Below are 19,569 nucleotides of genomic sequence, written 5' to 3' on the forward strand. Positions count from 1 at the left end.
TAGAAAGGATGTCATATGCCTGCGAACCATCCGAAAAAACATCCGCATCATCAACCTAATCGGCACAATCACTCCACGCTGCATCAGCAGTCTTGCAGCTGTGGCCATGACCATTCCCAGACCGGCCATGCCGTTCATGTCCATGACACTGGATCCTGTCCGGTCTGCAGTGGTTCGGAAACCATTACGCCGGAAGAATACCTAAATAAAATTGAGGAAGCCGTAAATAAGCTTCCTCAAAATAAAGCCAGGGATAGAATGAACCGGCTGATTGTCCTGACAGCCGGCACAGCCGCCTCGGCTGCTGAACACAAGGATACCATCCTGCTTCAAATCACAGAGGTATATCTGACGCTGCGCCTGGCGGAAGAATCCGGTCAAACGCTGGCTCCCGAGGACGCCCAGCGCCTTTTCCGCGAACTTTCCGGGCAGGCCGGCCTTGCGCTTACTGCCAAATATGGTCTGGAAGGATTGACCAGGGTTGGCTTGGACGCAGACTCAGGCAGTACGCCGGGAACAGCCTCGCTTGTGTTTATTAGCTGCTATGCAGTCGGCAAAGTATTGATGCAATATTTCAGGAAGCAAAAGGAAGGTTCCGTCTTGACTGCTGAAGAAATCAAGGACTGCTTTCGGGCAGCGAAGGCCGAAGCAGAACGATTGGCGCGGGAATAAATGTGGGGTAACTATTTTATATACCTTGTACGCGTGCAACGTTCTCAAATTCTCTACTCAAATAATGGCACACAGACCAGCCCGGGAACCTAATGCACGCATATATTTGGGTATTTATTTCAAGAGCGTTGTACTAGACATACTTTTTAATCACGATCGACTGGCGGCCTTTTTTAGAAAGTCCACCTACTTCCTGAAGCTTGATTTTTCCGAAGCCGCGCAGAGATAGCGTATCCCCTTCCGCAACCGTCTTATCTGTTTTGTCACATTCCAGCGAATTCAGCATGACCTTCCCGGATTCAACATATTCCCCTGCTTTGGTACGGCTTAAGTTAAAACCTGCCGCGACCACACTGTCCAGCCGCAATGAGGCTACGGTGTCTTTCAGCAGAAGAACTTTTTCTTCCGGTATTTGCAGCAATCCCGCAGAGATGATTGCTGTTTTTATTTTGACACGACCGACTGATTGCAGATTATTTATCAGGAACGGCAGGACTTCTTTCAGGACAATCAGATCACAGCTTTTTTCTGTGACCAGAATGTCACCGACCGTTTCCCGCTTGATTCCTGCCCCCATCAAACTACCTAGGAAATCCCGATGCGACAGGCCGCTGTCTTCGGAATATTCCGTCCGAATAAAAGCTAATGGGCAATATTCATCATCCTGAATGACTTGTTCAGGCTCCAGGTAGTCCGGCAGAAAGACCAATACGGTACGCCCAGCCCCTTCATAGCCTCCCCAGAAAAAGTGCCGGGGGTTTCCACTCGCCTTCAGCGCATTTCCAAGCAGCACCCGCTGCTGTTCACTGCAGAACCGCGTGCAAACCGGAATATTTTTCTTTTCTGATTCATCAAGTTTGTCCAGCGCCCGCGCAAGCAGCAGTCTGCTTTCTTCATCCTGGGCATATTTTTTTACGGTTTCGGCTTTTGTGATCATTGTTATGTTCCTTCAGTATTACAAATTATGTTAATGATGATTATTGCCATTATAATGGTTTCAATCTGCTAAAATCAAGATTAAGTTAAGCTTTTTAGTTATCCTCCGAATAGGCTTGTCCCAGAATCTGAGGCGCCTCAGATTCTGGGACAAGCTGTCTAAAGCTTTCATAGGAATAACACTGTAAAGGTTAGTCTTATTTCTGACTTTTTGGTGATTATGGGGTATGCAGCCTTGCCCAAAATACCCCGCTCGCACGTTTTCGTGGCTACAAACAGGAATCCTCACCTCACTAAAATGTCAAAACCCCTGGGCTTTCTGCATGTGAACTGTTGACATTTTCTACGCTCAAATTCCCGTTTGCATAACGCCACTGGCACTTGACGCTCGCTTTGGTATTTCGGGCAATGCTGCAATAATTTCAAGAATATAGAGAAATTGATCTAACGTTTCGGTCCTGGGTATACTTACAACGTTATTTCGGTTCCGAAAGTCCGGAAACAGCAACTTTTTAAGCAAGCTGGATTTATGTGTACCCATCAAGCAATTTGGCTTACCGCTCGGCATTGGGGGATTTGAAAAAGATGACTGCTACTTATTCAGCCTTTTCAAATCCCCGCAATAGTAGTGGTATGCCAGTACGATGAAGTGTTTTTTAGTATTGTTATACTACTTGCATCTTAAAATAATCCGGCTGATATGCTGTCAGCTATTGTCTTGACCTAAAGCTATTAATAGGTTAGGGTTGGGCCGGTTCCGGTTCCGCTTTTTCTTTCTGTTGTCTCCGGTATAAGAAAAATAGGCCACAGCAGTCGAAACTGTGTGACCTAGGGAATTCTTTAACTATTTTTTCAGCACTTGAACTTCCTCTAACAGACGTTACTTTTGAGTGATTACATTATTCTTTTCCTCAAGATTATATTCCCTCAATCCTTCAAAACATTCCAGAAAATATTTTAGTTCATTTATTGACGTCTCATATTTATCTTCAGTTAAGTGTTTTATAGCGTAGAAGCAGTCTGAAATAACAAAATCGTCAGAGCTATATATTTCATTAATATCTATCTTTTCTATGAGTTCGTCAACAATTTCATATCGGTCAACGCCTTCAAAAATATACTTTTTAAGCAAACCAACAAATATCGCAATTATCTCGTCTCTGCTCATATTAAATCTCCTACTTCAGTTTATTAATCAACTGACCAGATTGAATTCTTACTGCATCAAAATCACGATGGAGAATGTTCCCGGCAGCGTCTGTCACCTCATGAACAACAAATTTGACGCCACTTTGGTCAGAATAATTATATACTTTAGAAAATCCGCCCTCTGTTGAGCTTCTTGATGAAATCTGTTTCCTACTTAAATCACTGAAATCTACGCCTTTTGCTTCAATTTGTCCGATTTCGTCAATTGTAGCTTTAGGTGCATAATAATTACCATTAATCTTTTGGACATCCTTTAAATAGTCCAAAGTGGTCTTTGCACCATTAGTCGCCCCCTTAGTTACCAGAAATTTATCCAAAGCTACCTTAAATTCAGCAAAATTATCCGAATACTTTAGAGCTTGATTCATTCCCACTAGTAAAGTATACGATGGAATCCCCGGGAACAAGCCCAACGTATCCGCTAACGCTACTAAAAAATGATCTAGGTTTGGGTCTTCGATAAGCTGAGTCCAACTATAAGATGCCAGCATCATATCAATGACATCCCAAGGACATATAGCAACATGCCCCGTCGGATCGATATAAATCACCGGGTTATTGTTTCCATACGCATACCGGTTTTGCGTTACCGGACTGTTTATGTCTCCCAGATAGCTGTCTTGTGTCAAAAATTTTCCGTCATTCGGAGCATAATATCTGGCTCTCAAGTAGATCAGGCCGTTAGCATCCTGGAATTCACCGGCAAAAAGGATGTCGTTGTCTACGGTTATATTTGATGCTCTTAAGTCTCCGTAGGCGTCATATTTGTAACTGTTTAAGATATTCCCGGAGATGTCTGTGACCTTCAGGGTGCTGCCGTGGCCGTCGTTATGATAGAAAATCGTGCCGCTCGTAGAGCTTCGGTACAGAGGTCTGCCGCCGTAGATATAGTTTTCTCCGCTGTTTAATTCTACCAAGACCTTGGATAATCCTCCGAGCGGGACGTTGAAGTAAGAATAATTCTTAGGGCTTTGACCTATAACGGTCTGAGTTAGCCTGTTACTGCCTCCGTCGTAGGTATAGTTAATCGTGTCTGTTCCATCTGTATAAGAGACAAGCCGGTTCAGCGCGTCGTAATTGTACAGCTTTGTGCCGTTTACGTCGGTCAGGTTTCCGTTCACATCATACGTGTAGATATCCGTACCGGCCTGCGTGATTCTGTTGGCCGCATCGTACGTATAGGTGGTTGTCCCGGCGAGCGTCCGATTGCCTGCAGGATCGTACGTATAATTCACTGTCTGACCGCCGGGATAGACGGCGCTGGCCAGTTGGTACAGGTCATCGTAGGTATAGGTCGTGGTTTGGTTCAGTTCATCTGTTTCGGTAAGCCGGTTTCCGACATTGTCCAGCGTATAGGCTGATTTAGTGAGCGTTGTTCCGCCAAGGACATGTTCCACAAGGGTAAGTCTTCCGGCGTCATCATATTCATAGCTGACAGTAACACCGTTCGGCAGTGATTCACCAATCCGGTTTCCGGCTGCATCATACGTGATTGTGGTCGTATTGGCTGTATCTGTGACGGAAGTAAGCAGGTTTCTTGCATCATATCCGTACGTCACCTGCAGTCCGCCGGGATAACTGATGGATGCCAGGTTACCTGCATCATCATAGCCGAAGCTTGCGATATTGGCTCCCCGCATGATCGAGGCAAGCCTGTCAAGGTCGTCATAGGTATAGGTGGTTGTTCCAAGCTGATCCGTCATTGACAGTCTGTTGCCGGCGTCATCATAGGTATAAGTGACCTGACTGAGATCCGGATAAGTGACTGTAGTCAATTGGTTCAGGGAATTATACGCGTAGCTGACTGCCGATTGGTCAGGTTTGGTCCAGCTGATGATATTACCCGCCGCATCATACGCCCAGCTGTAGGTATTATTTAAGGCGTCAGTCTCACTGATTTTACGGTTAAGTTCATCATAACCCAGTGAAGAGGTATGGTTGTTGGCATCCGTAACTGCGGTTAAGTTGCCGTTCTCATCATAGCTGTAGCTCGTGACTTGGTTTAAGGCATTGGTTACTGACACGAGTTGGTTTAAGGCGTTATAGGTATACGTGATGTTCTCGTTGTTGGCATCGGTCTTCAGAATCACATTCCCCGCTTCATCATATCCAACGGTTGTGGAATGAAGCAACGGATCTATGGTTTCGATCAGACGGTTGTCTGCATCATAAACAAAGGTCCGGACCTGGTTCAGTGGATTGATCGTTGTCAGCATATTCCCAGCCAGATCGTACGTGTTGGTAGTTACCTGATTACCCGGTTCGGTCACCGTGAGCACTTTGGAATTTTGGTCATAAGTGTAGGATGTTGTGTTACCGCGCTGATCCGTGACACTCAGTTTGTTCCCAAGCGGATCATACTGGACGGTAATCTGTTTGTTTAAATGATTAGTGATCTGGGTATTGTGATTTAAGACGTCATACACATAAGTCGTGGTATGGTTATTCCGGTCTGTAACCGTCAGCTTATTGCCGTTGCCGTCCAGGGTATAGCTTTCGGTCTTCCCTGCCGCATTGGTTTCCGATATCAGCCTGTCAAGCGGATCATAACCATAGGTTGTTGTATGATTTAGCGGATCTGTAACGGAGGCCCTGTTGCCGTTCGCGTCATAGGTATAGGTCGTCACATTGTTTAATGCATCCTGAACGGTCAGCAGGCGGTTGTTACCATCATAGGTGTAGGTCGTTATATTGTTTTTCGGATCGGTGATCGTCAGCATATTATTGTTCAGGTCATAGGTGTTTGTAATGACGTCTCCCAAGGGATCAGTGATGGTCAGCATATTACCGGCGAGGTCATAAGTGTAGGTGTTCTGGTAGTCGTCCGGATTTCCCCCCTGAACATTGCCGCGTGGATCGACCTGCGTCAGTTTGCGTCCCAGGATATCATACGTGTACGTGGTGATATAGCCAAGCGGGTCAGTCTGGGAAATGCGGTTGCCATACGTATCATAGGTGTATTGTGTTACGCCGTTGTTGGGATTTGTAATGCTTATGACCTGTCCGTATTGGTTATAGGTCATCGCGGTTACGGCGGTTTGACCGGAAACCTCACGCGATACGGTCAGCAGGTTGCCATTTGTATCATACGTCATATCCGTGGTATAACCGGCCGCATCAGCGATTGTAATCGGATTGTTTTTTGTGTCATAGGTCAGCGTTGTGACATAACTTAATGGTACAGGATCTGTCTTGGTGAGCATATTGCCCATATCGTCATACGTATATACGGTAGTGTTGCCATTCTTGTCGGTAACGCTGGTTCGGTTGTTATTGCCGTCATAGGTGAAGGTTTCGGTAATCCCTCCCGGATAAATAATCGAAGTTATCCGGTTGGCGGGATCATATTGGGTGATAGCACTGTTTTGTTTGGCGTCTGTGACGGTATTTTGTCTGTTTACGGGATCATAGGCAAAGACAGTCTGATTGTTCTCACCGTCAAGCTGGGAAACAACCCGTCCCTGAACATCGTAAGTGTTGTTGACCGTCACATTATTTTTAGGATCGGTGATCGTCGAGAGATAGTCTCCGCTATAACCATACTGCCATACCCCGGTGTTGATATCGGTCACTGTTTCAAGGTTTCCGGACGTATCATACGTAAAGACCAGGGTTCGGCCTGCCGGATCAGTAACCTGCTGAAGCTTATTGTCCGGATAATAGGCAAACTGCAAGGTTCTTCCGGTTGGTTCCGTAACAGTTTGCAGAAGGGTGCCGTTATAGGTCAGGGTCGTTCTATTGCCGTTTTTATCCCTAATTGCACAAAGTCTGCCGGAAGAATCAAATTCATAGACGGTCTGATCCTTGAAGATCAGTTCATAGCCTCCGGCAACCTCGGTCAGATTTTCAAAACAGGCCGGAGGCCGGATGAAGGTCCCGCTGCTGGAAGCAAACTTCACCTGGTGGCCGTCCGGATACAGAACTGTAGCCGAACCATCCTGATTGATCGTGACGGTACAGTTATAGTTATGCTGCCAGCCCTGGCCAAGAGGGCCGGAAGTGCTGGTATCCTGTGAGTTATAGTAGCGAGTAAACTGTAAAGGTACACCAATGGTTGGTATCGTAATGTCTGTTTTCTCATACGTGAAATTCCCTGATACTGCATTTACGGGGTCATTGCACAGGAAGTCCCAATGCTGCTGACCTAGGTAGAATTCTGATTCGGGTACGACAAATGCTGATTTCAGCCAAGGGTCGGCATCTCCATGATAAACTTCGTCGCCGGTACCTGCCGGGGCCGGGCCGGAAGCATCTCCCCACCAGTTGTATTGAACATCTGCCGTTCCGGTAAAATTATAGAACCCATACGTATTATTATTAAAGTTATTGAACTGAATCGTTGCCTGGATAGGTTCTTGTATTAATTGATCTATACCCATCCCATTATCGTGAAAATTGTTAAACATGATTTGGGTCTGATTGGCAGAAGGAGTTAAGTATATTCCTTTATTATTATTGTAAAAGCTGTTTCGTAAAATCACAGAATTGGAATCGTTTAACACTATTCCACCAATAGAGTTGTCATCATGGATGCTGCTGTCAGTAACTACAGCATTATTACAATTGCTTATAGATATTCCTCTATCGTCACCATATCCTACCTCACAATTACGAATGTCAATTTTTAATGCTTTAAAAACTGATAGATTTTCCAGACCATACAAAAACTTTGCATTCTTCGCAATAAACTGTGCATTTTCTCCAATAGATATTCCCCACCAATCCCCGGCCATTGCTGAAGTTTGGGTACCGTCGTTATTGGTATCTCCGCCATTGGTATCATCTTTAATGGATGTAAAGACAATCGGATTTTGGGAATTGCCTATAATATTTACGGTCCCCTTTATATTAATGACTTTGTCATCTAAGATTTTAAATATCGTTCCCGGCTGAATTTCCACCGTACTTCCATCAGAGGTATTCATACTTTCAATAATATATGGAACCTGATATACAGGTAGCGTTTGTGATCCTATTTTTGCATAAACATATATACCGTCATACGTACAGTTAGTCTGCGTGTTGTTGTTCAATATCAATGTTGGGAATAAGCTTGCCATTAAGCTTGACCGAAACCCCAGGAAATCTTTGCAGTTATCAAATGTATTTCCGGTTATACTTCCTGTCAGTACTTGGGTCGAATTTACATAGCGGATTGCCTCATTTGGACACTGGGAAATACTATTGTTTATAATTGTACATATTGCATTTTCAATTGCAATGGCTGAGGTGCTGCTGTTCGTGATTGTATTGGCGGAAAAGGTATGCGTTCCTTTTAGCACATAAATGCCATATGAACACGCCGAGATATTATTATTTGTGATGAGGATATTACCGTCTGCTAAATATATGCCGCTAGAACAACTACTAATTGTATTGCCAGATATGGTAGGAGCACTATTTTTTACATAGATGCCCTGGGTAGTACAATTTGATACCTGTGTATTTGTGATACTGGCTGTGCCATTCGTTTCAATACCTCTGGTGTTGCTGAGTTCGGCAACACAATTGCTGATATTCAGGCTTCCGCCGGAGCTGTACACCTGAGAATAGATATACCCGCCATATCGTATCCGGCAGTAGGAAAGATTGATGGTTCCGCCGGTATAAGACTCAAGGCAAAGCCAGTTGCCTTTGGCCGGAGTCGTTGCCGTACCATCGTTATTGGTGTCTCCACCGTATGTATCATCTTTAATCGACGTAAAGGCGATTTGATTTGTGTCTGATCCGAGTGCATTCAAAGTGCCTTTAATCACAAGTTTGCTGTTAATCGCGTTCAATTTGACCACAGTTCCAGGCTCGATAGTCAGCGTCACGTTTGGTTGGACTGTGGTGGATGACACCACATAGACATTATCGCTGGTCCAGGTTGTATTAGCTGTAATCGAAGATGGCGCAGTGATCGTCGCCGCATAGACTGCGGGTGATTTTAACAGAAGAATGAAACAGCCGACGAATAGCAGGAATAACATTCTTGAACATAATTTTTTCACTTTTCTTCCTCCCTCGTTTAACCCATAATCCTTAGATAAAAACTAACAAATGGCAATATTATTACAAAATTAATAAATATTGCCAAAATTATACCATATTACTATTTTTGGTTATATAGGGATTTATTCTCAGGATCATAGTGCTTTAGACCTAAAACGTCAGCCGCAGCTAAATTTACAAAAATGCTGGTAACAGTCTGCGAGGACCATTACCAGCATCATATCGGTTTGTTTACCCTTGTTTAGGGGTTATTTGCAGTATAAAAATTAATCCTAAATCTCGTACATCTTCTTACGCAGCGCCTGAATGTCTTCACTTTCCAGATATTCGTCATACGTGATCTGCTTGTCAATGATTCCATTCGGCGTGATTTCAATGATTCGGTTGGCCACAGTCTGGACAAACTGGTGGTCATGCGAAACAAACAGAATCGTTCCCTTATAATTGATCAGCCCGTCATTTAAGGCAGTGATGGATTCCAGGTCGAGGTGGTTGGTCGGCTCGTCAAACAGCAGGACGTTAGCGCCGGAAAGCATCATTTTAGCCAGCATGCAGCGGACCTTTTCCCCTCCGGAAAGCACGGCTGCTTCCTTCAGCGCTTCTTCGCCGGAGAAAAGCATTCTGCCAAGCCAGCCTCTGACGAAGGTCTCGGTCTGATCACTGGAATATTGCCTGAGCCAATCGACAAGGCTCAGATGAACATCGTCAAAATAAGCCGCGTTGTCTTTCGGGAAATAGGACTGGGATGTGGTAACGCCCCATTTGAAATCTCCGCTGTCGGCAGTCGTTTCCCCGATTAATATTTTAAACAGGGATGTCTTAGGCAGACCGTTAGGACCTACGAACGCAATCTTATCACCTTTACTAACGATAAATGAGACATTGTTCAGGATCTTCTCCCCTTCTACTTCTTTGCTGATTCCGTTCACGGCCAACAGGTCATTCCCTGCTTCCCTATCCGGTTTAAAATCAACAAACGGATATTTGCGGGATGACGGCCGGATGTCCTCCAGGGTCAGTTTTTCCAGAAGTTTTTTGCGGGATGTGGCCTGTTTTGACTTGGAAGCATTGGCACTGAACCGCTGGATAAACTCCTGCAATTCCTTTTTCTTAGCTTCCGTCTTTTCATTTGCGTCTCTCATCTGCTTCAACGCCAGCTGGCTCGATTCGTACCAGAAGTCATAGTTACCGACGTAAAGTTGAATTTTACCGAAATCAATATCGGCAATATGCGTGCAGACTTTATTTAAAAAGTGTCTGTCGTGGGAAACGACGATCACGGTGTTCTCAAAGTTATACAGGAAGTTTTCGAGCCAGGTAATGGAGGCAATGTCGAGGTGGTTTGTAGGTTCGTCCAGCAGCAGGATATCAGGACTTCCAAATAGAGCCTGGGCCAAAAGGACCCGGATCTTTTCATTGCCGTCGAGTTCCTTCATCTTTTTATCGTGGTACTCTTCGCCAATACCGAGTCCGTTTAAGAGCGTTGCCGCTTCGGATTCAGCTTCCCAGCCGTTCATTTCCGCAAATTCCGCTTCCAGTTCGGCGATCTTCATGCCGTCTTCTTCGGAAAAATCGGGTTTGGCATAGAGAACTTCTTTTTCATCCATAACCTCACAGAGCCTTTTGTGACCCATCATGACGGTTTTTAAGACCTCAACTTCGTCAAATTCAAAGTGGTTCTGCTTTAAGACGGCGATTCTTTCGCCGGGGTCAGTCGAGACATCTCCTTTATTGGCTTCTATCTCACCGGAGAGAATTTTTAAAAAGGTCGATTTGCCGGAGCCGTTCGCGCCGATGAGTCCATAACAGTTCCCGGGGATGAACTTAATATTGACGTTTTCAAATAACGCACGTCCGCCGTAACGAAGAGATATTCCAGTCGTACTGATCATTTTATTACCATCCTTATTCGTGCAACCAAGTCGCCATTATAATACAATCAAGTAGTCATTATAACATAAGTAATCAGCGTTTGTCGAAGGATTATAATTTCGCAGCAGCAATTTTTTCAGCAAGATCGTTCAGATATATCCAGCGTTCCATCTTGCCGGCAATGGTACATTCCAGCTCTTCTTTCTCGGAAAGCAATTCCTGCAATTTTGCATAGTTACTGGTCTCCCGCGAAATGGTTTCATCCAGTGTACGCAAGTTTGCTTCGAGCTGTGCAATCTCTTCTTCGATTTTTCCGTATTCCTGTTCTTCCTTGTAGGTAAACTTCAATTTTTTCCTGGGTTCGGCGGTTTCACCCTGGGGATCAGTACAATTAAATTGGTCTGAAATGCCCATGTTGCTTGAAGTGATTAAAGTATTTGAAGTACTTGAACCACTTGAAGGACTGTTTCTCTTAGAACTATCTTTTTCTTCTCTGCCCTTATCCGTAATTTGTTCCTGATAATCGGAATAACCGCCGACATATTGCCGCAGTGTCCCGTCTTCCTGGAATTCAAAGATCCGGTCTACGACTTTATCCAGGAAATAACGGTCATGGGAGACGACGACCACAGCACCGTTGAAGTTCTCCAGGTAATCTTCCAGGATGCTCAGCGTCTCAATATCCAGATCATTAGACGGCTCGTCCAGCAGCAGGATATTCGGGGATTTCATCAGCACGCTGAGCAGATAAAGTCGTCTGCGTTCGCCGCCGGAAAGCTTGGCAATCGTATTCCACTGTAAATCAGCTGGAAACAGGAAGCGTTCCAGCATTTGCGTGGCAGTCACTGTTCCGTCCACCGTCTCAATGTTTTCGGCAATATCCCGAATATAGGCGATGACGCGCTGAGAGGGATCCATCTCAGCGCTTTCCTGCGAAAAGTAACCGATCCTGACGGTTTCGCCTGTAACGATCGTCCCGCTGTCCGCTTCAACCGAGCCCATGATCATTTTTAACAGGGTCGATTTGCCGCAGCCGTTTTTGCCAACAATGCCTATTCTGGCGTCACGCAGAATAATATGGTCAAAATCCCGGATCAGCATTTTTCCGGCATAGGATTTTGCGATATGGTTCATTTCAATGGTCTTTTTACCAAGGCGGGATGCCACCGAACTGAGGTTCAGCTTCTCCCTGTCTGCCGGTTTATCTCTCTCGCTTAATTGTCTGAAACGCTCAATCCGTTCTTTACTTTTCGTCCCTCTGGCTCTGGCACCGCGGCTGATCCACTCCAGTTCTCTTCGGAAGAGACTGCTGTTTTTTCTTTCCGTGCTGATTTCCATTTCTTCGCGCTGGGCTTTCAGCTCCAAATACTTGGAATAATTCGCCGGATAGCTGTACAGATTTCCCTGACTGATCTCAATCATACGGTTGGTTACCCTGTCGAGGAAATAGCGATCGTGCGTGATCATGATCATCGCTCCGCTGTATTTGCGCAGATAATTTTCCAGCCAGAGGACCATTTCATTGTCCAAATGGTTGGTCGGTTCATCCAGAATCAGGATTTCACTGGGTTTGACCAATGTACGCGCGATCGCAACGCGTTTCTTTTCTCCGCCTGACAGGAAGCTGACATCCATCGAGAAATCCGTAATACCCAGCCTGGTTAGAATAGACTTGGCTTCATATTCCATCAAATCCCGGACTTCAGATGACGTTCCCAGAAATACTTGTTCCAGAACGGTCAGACCCTCACCGAAAATAGGATTTTGCGGAAGATAACTGATCCTGACCCCAGAAGCCGTCGTTACGGCTCCGGCATCAGGGTTCTCTATGCCGGCAATAATCTTTAAGAAGGTCGATTTACCGGTGCCATTAATCCCGATCACACCGATTTTGTCTCCCTCATTGATGAATAGAGACATATCTTTTAAGAGTTTTTTCTCACTATAACTTTTCGTAATCTTTTCTGCCGATAATAAAATCAAATGAAGCACCTCACACTGGCTAAAAATAGTTTGGCATTCTCACGGTAAAATAACGCCTTCCAAAGGCAGCCAATGTTAAAGATATCATATCGCACCTAAAATTTCTAATAACTACGTAAAAAAATAAAAGAATGTTCATTATTCCTGAATTAAAAAATCATAGATTTCCGTGGTTAGATTGGTAAGTGTATGGCCTGCCTCGGGTAGAATATTGATCTTGCCCTGCGGAACTAATGTTTTCATCCGCCAAGCAGTCTTCGCCGAATGAAGCATGATATCTTTGCCGCCTACAAATAAAACTACCGGCATCGTTAAGGATTTCAGTTCCTGATCGGAAAAAATGGGTATCATTTCACGGCGAAAGTTGAAACTCTTACCGATCAGCAGTTGATAATCCAATACGATATCGGGAATAGGCTGATTCCCATTCACTTTATAGAATAGTTTTTTTAGCCCGCGATCTCCAAAGCACATAGAGAACATCGCAGTAAAAAGAAAAGATAGCTTCTGCGGTCCGACTCCGGATGGGCAAAGCAAGACAAGCTTTTCTACTTTTTCCGGTTGGAAAACAGCATACTTGATTGCAAGCCAGGCACCTAAAGAAATCCCGATTATACTTGCTTTGCTAATCGCTAACGCTTTGAAGACATCATCAAGCCACTCCGCATAAGCAGAACTGTCGAAAGGCACTGTTCTTCGGCGCTTTTTCCTGGTTCCCCTGGAATATCGACGGCATAGACGCGAAAATGCTTCATATAGGTCGGCATATCCCCCAGCCACATCACGGAATTCATCCCGCTGCCATGAAGAAGGATCAACGGCGGCGCGTTTGGATCGCCTCCTGCTAAAACAAACGTTTTGCCATACCGGGTAGTCAGATGGATCGTCTCATATTGCGCTGACCATTGTTCCAATAAAGCATCATACATTCTGAGAACTTCTTTTTTCCCTTCCGGAGTGCGGAAGGCCATTCCGTTTTTCATAGCTTTCCCTCCACTGAATATTCATCTGCCATTTTCTTCTTGTCGTTTATTATTGCTGAAAATCGCCGCTAAGCTTATTCCGGACGGTTTCCAGCCAGCTCAGTTCATTTTCACAGGATGAAATGATATTCTCTTGAATCATCTCCCACATAGTAAGTTCCCTTTTGCTTCTGGCTGGTGAAAACCTGCCTCTGCGGCTTTTCTCTTTTTCCAGGATGATCTGCATTTTAATTTGCTCTTCATATGCCAACAGCAAACTTTTTAATTCCTCATCATTCAGGAGATCCGACCAGGCAAGCTGTATCAGAAAGGTTTTTTTGATTTCCGCGATTTCCGGTGTTGAAAGCACCCATTTTTTCAATTCTACGATCCCCTCTGCCGTGATCGTATATATTTTTTTGGCAGGTGAACTTTCCTGCATCTGGATTTCATTGGTCACAAAACCCAGGTTCAGCAGTTCAACCAAGGCTTTATAGATCTGATTGTTATTGCCGGACCAATACATAAACGATGAATCCTGAATAATTTTTTTCAGATCATACCCCGTCAGAGACTGCGTACTGAGAATTCCCAGAATCGCATAATTAATGGACATCATCATGGGCATCATTTTTTTCTTCACTTCCATTCAAAATAATACAATAACATATGTTATTAATAACATATGTTATTGTATTTGTAAAGTGCTATCCCATTTATAAAAAGTTTAATATCAAATCAGATTAAATGCTTAATGCTTGTGATGCATATCCGGTGCATGATGATGTGCATGTTGTATGGTTTCATGTTCGTGCGGATGACTGTGTTCCCCTGATGTAAAATCACCGTGAACATGGGTATGATGGCCGTCACCATGATGATGGCGATGGTCATGACACAACACTTCGTGACGATGTTGATGGTCATGTTTCTCCCTAGCCGCATAATAGGCCCCAAATATCATTAGAATAGCTGCCATAATAAAATTGCTTGTTATGGGTTCTTTGGCGACAATAAAAGATAAGCCGACGCCAATAAACGGTGCAATGGCATAATAGGCGCTTGTTCTGGCCGCCCCGAGGTCTCTCTGGGCTCTGACATAGAAAAAGATACTGAGGCCATAAGCGAAGAATCCCAGTATTAGCGTAAAAAGTATATAGCTGTAACCGGCTGTCATTTGCTTGGTGACAAAGGCAATAAGCAAGGAACCTGTTCCAGACCCCAATCCTTTAATGACGACGATCTGCATGGGATCTTTCAGCGAAAGCATTTTCGTAAAATTATTCTCTAATCCCCAGCAGAGACAGGCCAGCAGGACAAATATGGAACCTGCCGAAAAAGAAAGTCCTTGAAGATCTTTTAAAGATAAGAGTATGCTGGAAGCCGTAATGAGAATGATTGCTGTCCAAAGTCTTTTCCCGATTGTCTCCTTAAAGAGCCACAAGGCAAGAAGTGCGGTCGCCGCGATTTCAAAATTGCTCAATAGAGATACATTAGCAGCCGCAGTCGTACTCAATCCGACCAGGAGCAGAATAGGCGCACTCATATCCAAAATCACCATTCCAATTGTAAAGGGCAGATCGTTCCTGGCAATACCTGCTTCTTTAGATAACGGCCTATTTGCTTTAATGATCAATCGCAGCGCGAACATGCCGGTGCCAGCACCCAGATAAAGAAGTGCAGCGATCATGATCGGCGATAAATGGGACAATAACAATTTGGACAATGGCGTGCTTATACCGAAAAGTGCAGCTGCCAGGAGTGCCTGGAATACTGCAAATTTTTGTTTCTGCATCGAAAATCCCTGCCTTATTGACATAATCTCGGCGTCACGTAATCAGCATTTTGAAGTTAATTGATACAGGTCTGACCTTCTCTGGGCAAGCAGCGGCAATTCACGTCGGACTTTAGCCACTTCAGCCAGGTCAAGATCCTGAATGATACAACCTTCGCGTTCATCCATTTGCTGCAGGACATTTCCCCACGGTCCGACCATGATCGTGTGCCCCCAGGACGTATATCCCGCTTCCGGATCACGGGCCGGAGCAGCGCCCACCATAAAAACCTGATTATCCACTGCCCGGGTTCGGAACAGGACCTCCCAGTGGGCCGGCCCGGTCGTCATATTAAAGGCTCCCGGCACAATAATCATTTTAGCGCCCTGATCGACCATCAGTCTCGCCAGTTCCGGAAAGCGCAAGTCATAGCAGATACAGATTCCCATCGTTCCGAATTCCGTGTCAAATACAGTAGCCTTGTTTCCGGGGCTTAAGGTATTCGATTCCCGAAATTGCTGTCCGCCCTCAATCTCGATATCAAAGAGGTGAACTTTGCGGTGTTTGCCTATTTGCCGGCCTTGGCGGTCAAACACATACGAAGTGTTATAAATCTTGTTCTCCCGGTCTTTTTCCGGCATCGAACCTGCAACCAGGTGGATTTTATACTGTACGGCCAGAGATGAAAGCTTCTGCCAGCATGCCCCGCCCTCTTCCTCTGCATAATCAGGAAATAAAGACGTCTGATATGGGCAGTTAAACATCTCCGGCAGAATGACCAGATCAACATTCTCTTTAGCCAGGCTGTCCAAATGTTGTTGGAGACGGTCAACGTTCTCCATTTTGTCTGGAGATACTTTTAACTGAAGCGCTGCAGCTCGAACAATAGACAAGATAACCCATCCTTTACATGTTTTTTATTCTTATACATTCTCAATTTTATCCAAGCTAAACAATCATCAAAATAATATAGTAAGAAAAAATCCTAAAATACTTCTATTTAGGATTCTTATCTGCTTACTATCCATTATCATACACGTCCGGAAAAAGTCAACTAGTAGACCGATTCGTACTGCTCCATACCATTCATAGTACCGTGATACTAGTTCTCCATAGCCGTCGAAGTAATATTTACTTCATCCGGTCCAGCGCTTTTAAGATCCCGTTAATGATGGCCTGAGGCCGTGGTGGGCAGCCAGGGATATACACATCGACCGGTACAATTGTATCGATGCCGTTGTTGGTGGCATAGGAATCCTTGAAAATGCCGCCGCTGCAAGCGCAGGCGCCCACTGCCACGACCAGTTTTGGATCTGGTGCTGCATGATACGTCTTCTCCAGCGCCAGCTGCATATTTCTCGTCGCAGTGCCTGTCACCAGAAGCATGTCGGCATGTCTTGGCGACGCCACAAAACTGATTCCGAGCCTTTCAATATCGTTGACAGGATTGTTCAGCGCATTGATTTCATAATCACAGCCGTTGCAGGAGCCGGAATCCACCTCTCTTATCTGCAGGCTCCGGCCGAACATCTTTTTGATCTTTGCTTCCAGGTCACTGCAAACCGCTTCGTAGGAGGTGTCAGGCAAGTTGTTTTCATCAATCATCAGCGTTTGGTTTTTGACAGTCACTGTTTTATCCACGTGGAGCATTGCTTTATCCTTTTCAGCAAGCTCAAATTGGTTGGTGGTCGTTACTGCGCCTGCCGGGCAGACTTCTTCACACAGCACACAGAAGATGCACGCGTCATAGTTAATCCCAATGATGCCTGCTTCCTTAGCCATCACGATTGCCTGGGATGGACAGCGCAGGACACATTCCCCGCAAAAACTGCACTTTTCAGGATTGATTTCGGTCTGCCCCAGGAACGGACCGCTGGCGGCGGGTATCTTCGGATATTCCTGGGTAAGCCTCGGATATTGGATGATCTTTTTTAGCGTCTTAAACATTTTTTCGTCTTCCTTGCTCGTACAGTATATTTTGATCAATAGGTGAATTAGTATCTTGGGCCTGTCTGCATGCCACAATTCCGCTTTCGGCCGTTGTGTCATCCTTGGTCGTCGCTCCTTGCCATCCATGGCATCGCGACATTAGGCCATCCGTGGCCGTCAAAAGGCCGCGCTACGCACTCCATGCTCCGCTTGACGCTGGAACCGTGGCACGCAGACTGATCAAAAGCTGGTTAATAAGTTTTGCATGCCCGACATTGTTAATTGATTAAAGTAAGTTGTACGATTACAACTATTTAAAATATCTACACAAAAACGAGCTACATTTTGACATGCAAACCTGCTTGAATATGCATACGATCAGTCTGGGGGCCACAGTTCCACTGTGAGCGGAGCAGGATTGCGCAGCGCGGCCTTTTGTGCCATGGATGGCACAATGGCCGAAAAGTGGTATTGTGGCCCCCAGACTTGCCCTAGATCGTAGTACGCCGCTCGCTTTAGAGATCGTTTCCGGCGTAGGAAAGGTTAAAGCTTTTATTGATCAGCGGAAAGTCCGGCACAATATTGCCTTTGACTGCATGACAGAGGGCCGGCCAGTTGCAGAAAGACGGCGTCCTGATTTTATAGCGGTACACAGTGTTGTTCTCGCCTGTCATCAGCCAGTGGATGTTTTCTCCGCGCGGGGCTTCGGTCAGACCAAAAGCAAAGCGATACGGCTCAACAGCTTTAACAGGTTCCAGAACCTTCCCGGAAGGCATTTGATTGATCGCCTGGATCATCAGGTTAATGGATTCAAAGCATTCCTCAATTTTGGTATTCAGCCGGCAGTTGATATCGCCGTTGTAATGTTCCGGGATATTAAACTCGAGCTGCGGATAAGCTGCGTACGGGAAAGATTTCCGGACATCATAGCGCAGTCCCGAAGCCCGTCCGCCTGGGCCGACTGTATTCAAATCCGCTGCAATTTCCGGAGCAAGAATACCCGTATTTTCTACCCTGTCAATAAACAAGCTGTTGGACTTAATAATCTCGACGGTATCCTCGATCTCGCAGCGGATTTTATTCAACTGGCCAATCAGACCGTCTTCCTTATCGGCCACAAAGTCTTTTCTAATCCCGCCCGGCTTATTGACACTTCGCAGGAAGCGCATGCCGCACAGTTCATCAGCTAAGGTATAGGCCCAGCCTCTAATCATCCGGAACTGAAATGTTGCAAACCCATAAGCAGCGTCAAGGCAAACCCCCCCGAGATCGCCCAGATGGCTGGTTAGTCTCTCCAACTCGGCAAAAATAACCCGGGTATAGGCTGCCCTGAGCGGAGCCTCGACTCCGGCAATTTTTTCGATAGCCTGGCAGTACGCCAGGGAATTGGCAAAGGTCTCGTCTCCGGAAATTCTTTCCGAAATATACAGGCATTTCTCAATGCTTTGCTGTTCGGCCAGTTTCTCTATTCCTTTATGAACAAAGTACAATTGTGCTTCAAGATTAATAATCGGTTCTCCGGCCACGCTGAAACGGAAATGGCCCGGCTCGATGATTCCGGCATGGACAGGTCCGACCGGAATTTCATAGACCCCTTCCCCTTCAACCTTGCGAAAACTGATTTCCTCTGCAGCCCGCTGTGGTCTGTACCCTGCCGGGAAAGCTTTGTGCAGCGGATAAACCCCATTCGGCCAGTTGCTATGAAAAACCAGTCTTTTGGCATCCGGGTGGCCTATCGGGATGATTCCGAATAAATCCTTGATTTCGCGTTCATAGGCTGCCGCAGCTTGGATCATATTGCTGACAGATGGCATTTCCATTTTGTCAGGACTGACCGACGTTTTCATCACCACAAGCAGTGCTTCCTGTCTGTCCGCAAAAACGTAATAAACGCCAAAGCAGGAATTCTGGCTTTGTTCATCATTGGCAAACATCAGGACGAGCGGATAACCCAGTTCTTTATTCAAGTAGGCGCATATTCCGGGAATACTTTCCGAAGCTGTTTTCAGATAAAGCTCATGATCCTGGCTATTCCTGTTTCTCCCGCCAATATCGGTCAACTCTGCAACGAAAAACTTTTCCGCGAGTATTTGTTTTAATTCGGATGCCTTCATCATCTCTACCTCTATTTCCAGCAATATTTCATTTACTAGTACCACGTTCTCAAATTCCCTGCTCAAATAATTCATACAAGCTTGATTAGCCAAAATTAGGTCTGGGGGTCACAATGTTGCTAT

Annotated in this window: 12 protein-coding genes; 1 reads left to right on the top strand and 11 read right to left on the bottom strand. The window is 45.4% G+C overall.

Features of this window, described 5'->3' with window-relative positions; genetic code table 11:
- Positions 1–15 precede the first annotated feature (15 nt).
- Positions 16–672: a hypothetical protein gene (locus tag AAH944_RS07505; RefSeq protein WP_415533953.1), complete on the top strand. Its 657-nt coding sequence runs from the start codon at positions 16–18 to the stop codon at positions 670–672.
- Positions 673–805: 133 nt separating this feature from the next.
- Here the strand turns inward: AAH944_RS07505 and AAH944_RS07510 are convergent, their stop codons facing one another.
- The 11 genes from AAH944_RS07510 to AAH944_RS07560 all read right to left on the bottom strand — a co-directional run bounded on the left by AAH944_RS07510 (position 806) and on the right by AAH944_RS07560 (position 19,521).
- Positions 806–1,609: an RNA-binding protein gene (locus AAH944_RS07510; protein ID WP_415533955.1), complete on the bottom strand. Its 804-nt coding sequence runs from the start codon at positions 1,607–1,609 to the stop codon at positions 806–808.
- Between the two features lie 879 nt (positions 1,610–2,488).
- Positions 2,489–2,776 (bottom strand): hypothetical protein, encoded by a 288-nt coding sequence (locus AAH944_RS07515; protein WP_415533957.1) that lies wholly within the window; start codon positions 2,774–2,776, stop codon positions 2,489–2,491.
- A 10-nt stretch (positions 2,777–2,786) separates the two neighbouring features.
- The gene (locus tag AAH944_RS07520) at positions 2,787–8,810 is read right to left on the bottom strand and encodes a right-handed parallel beta-helix repeat-containing protein (protein WP_415533959.1); all 6,024 of its coding nucleotides are present in this window, start codon (positions 8,808–8,810) and stop codon (positions 2,787–2,789) included.
- A gap of 273 nt (positions 8,811–9,083) precedes the next feature.
- Positions 9,084–10,703 (bottom strand): ABC-F family ATP-binding cassette domain-containing protein, encoded by a 1,620-nt coding sequence (locus AAH944_RS07525; protein WP_415533961.1) that lies wholly within the window; start codon positions 10,701–10,703, stop codon positions 9,084–9,086.
- A 91-nt stretch (positions 10,704–10,794) separates the two neighbouring features.
- The gene (locus tag AAH944_RS07530; RefSeq protein ID WP_415533963.1) at positions 10,795–12,666 is read right to left on the bottom strand and encodes an ABC-F family ATP-binding cassette domain-containing protein; all 1,872 of its coding nucleotides are present in this window, start codon (positions 12,664–12,666) and stop codon (positions 10,795–10,797) included.
- A 138-nt stretch (positions 12,667–12,804) separates the two neighbouring features.
- A complete protein-coding gene (locus AAH944_RS07535) occupies positions 12,805–13,446 on the bottom strand; it encodes an alpha/beta fold hydrolase (protein WP_415533965.1) in 642 nt (213 codons plus the stop codon).
- 252 nt (positions 13,447–13,698) lie between these two features.
- On the bottom strand, positions 13,699–14,277 hold the full coding sequence (locus tag AAH944_RS07540) for a PadR family transcriptional regulator (RefSeq protein WP_415533967.1): 579 nt from the start codon (positions 14,275–14,277) through the stop codon (positions 13,699–13,701).
- 102 nt (positions 14,278–14,379) lie between these two features.
- The gene (locus AAH944_RS07545; RefSeq protein ID WP_415533969.1) at positions 14,380–15,423 is read right to left on the bottom strand and encodes a DMT family transporter; all 1,044 of its coding nucleotides are present in this window, start codon (positions 15,421–15,423) and stop codon (positions 14,380–14,382) included.
- 42 nt (positions 15,424–15,465) lie between these two features.
- Complete coding sequence (locus tag AAH944_RS07550; protein WP_415533971.1) at positions 15,466–16,296, bottom strand: carbon-nitrogen hydrolase family protein; 831 nt, start codon at positions 16,294–16,296, stop codon at positions 15,466–15,468.
- Between the two features lie 238 nt (positions 16,297–16,534).
- Positions 16,535–17,350, bottom strand: a complete 816-nt coding sequence (nuoB, locus tag AAH944_RS07555; protein ID WP_415533973.1) for an NADH-quinone oxidoreductase subunit NuoB — start codon at positions 17,348–17,350, stop codon at positions 16,535–16,537.
- Positions 17,351–17,847: 497 nt separating this feature from the next.
- Complete coding sequence (locus AAH944_RS07560; RefSeq protein ID WP_415533975.1) at positions 17,848–19,521, bottom strand: NADH-quinone oxidoreductase subunit C; 1,674 nt, start codon at positions 19,519–19,521, stop codon at positions 17,848–17,850.
- Positions 19,522–19,569 lie beyond the last annotated feature (48 nt).

Origin of the sequence: Dehalobacter sp. CP (genome assembly GCF_047652685.1) — a bacterium.
Classification (GTDB): Bacteria; Bacillota; Desulfitobacteriia; order Desulfitobacteriales; family Syntrophobotulaceae; genus Dehalobacter.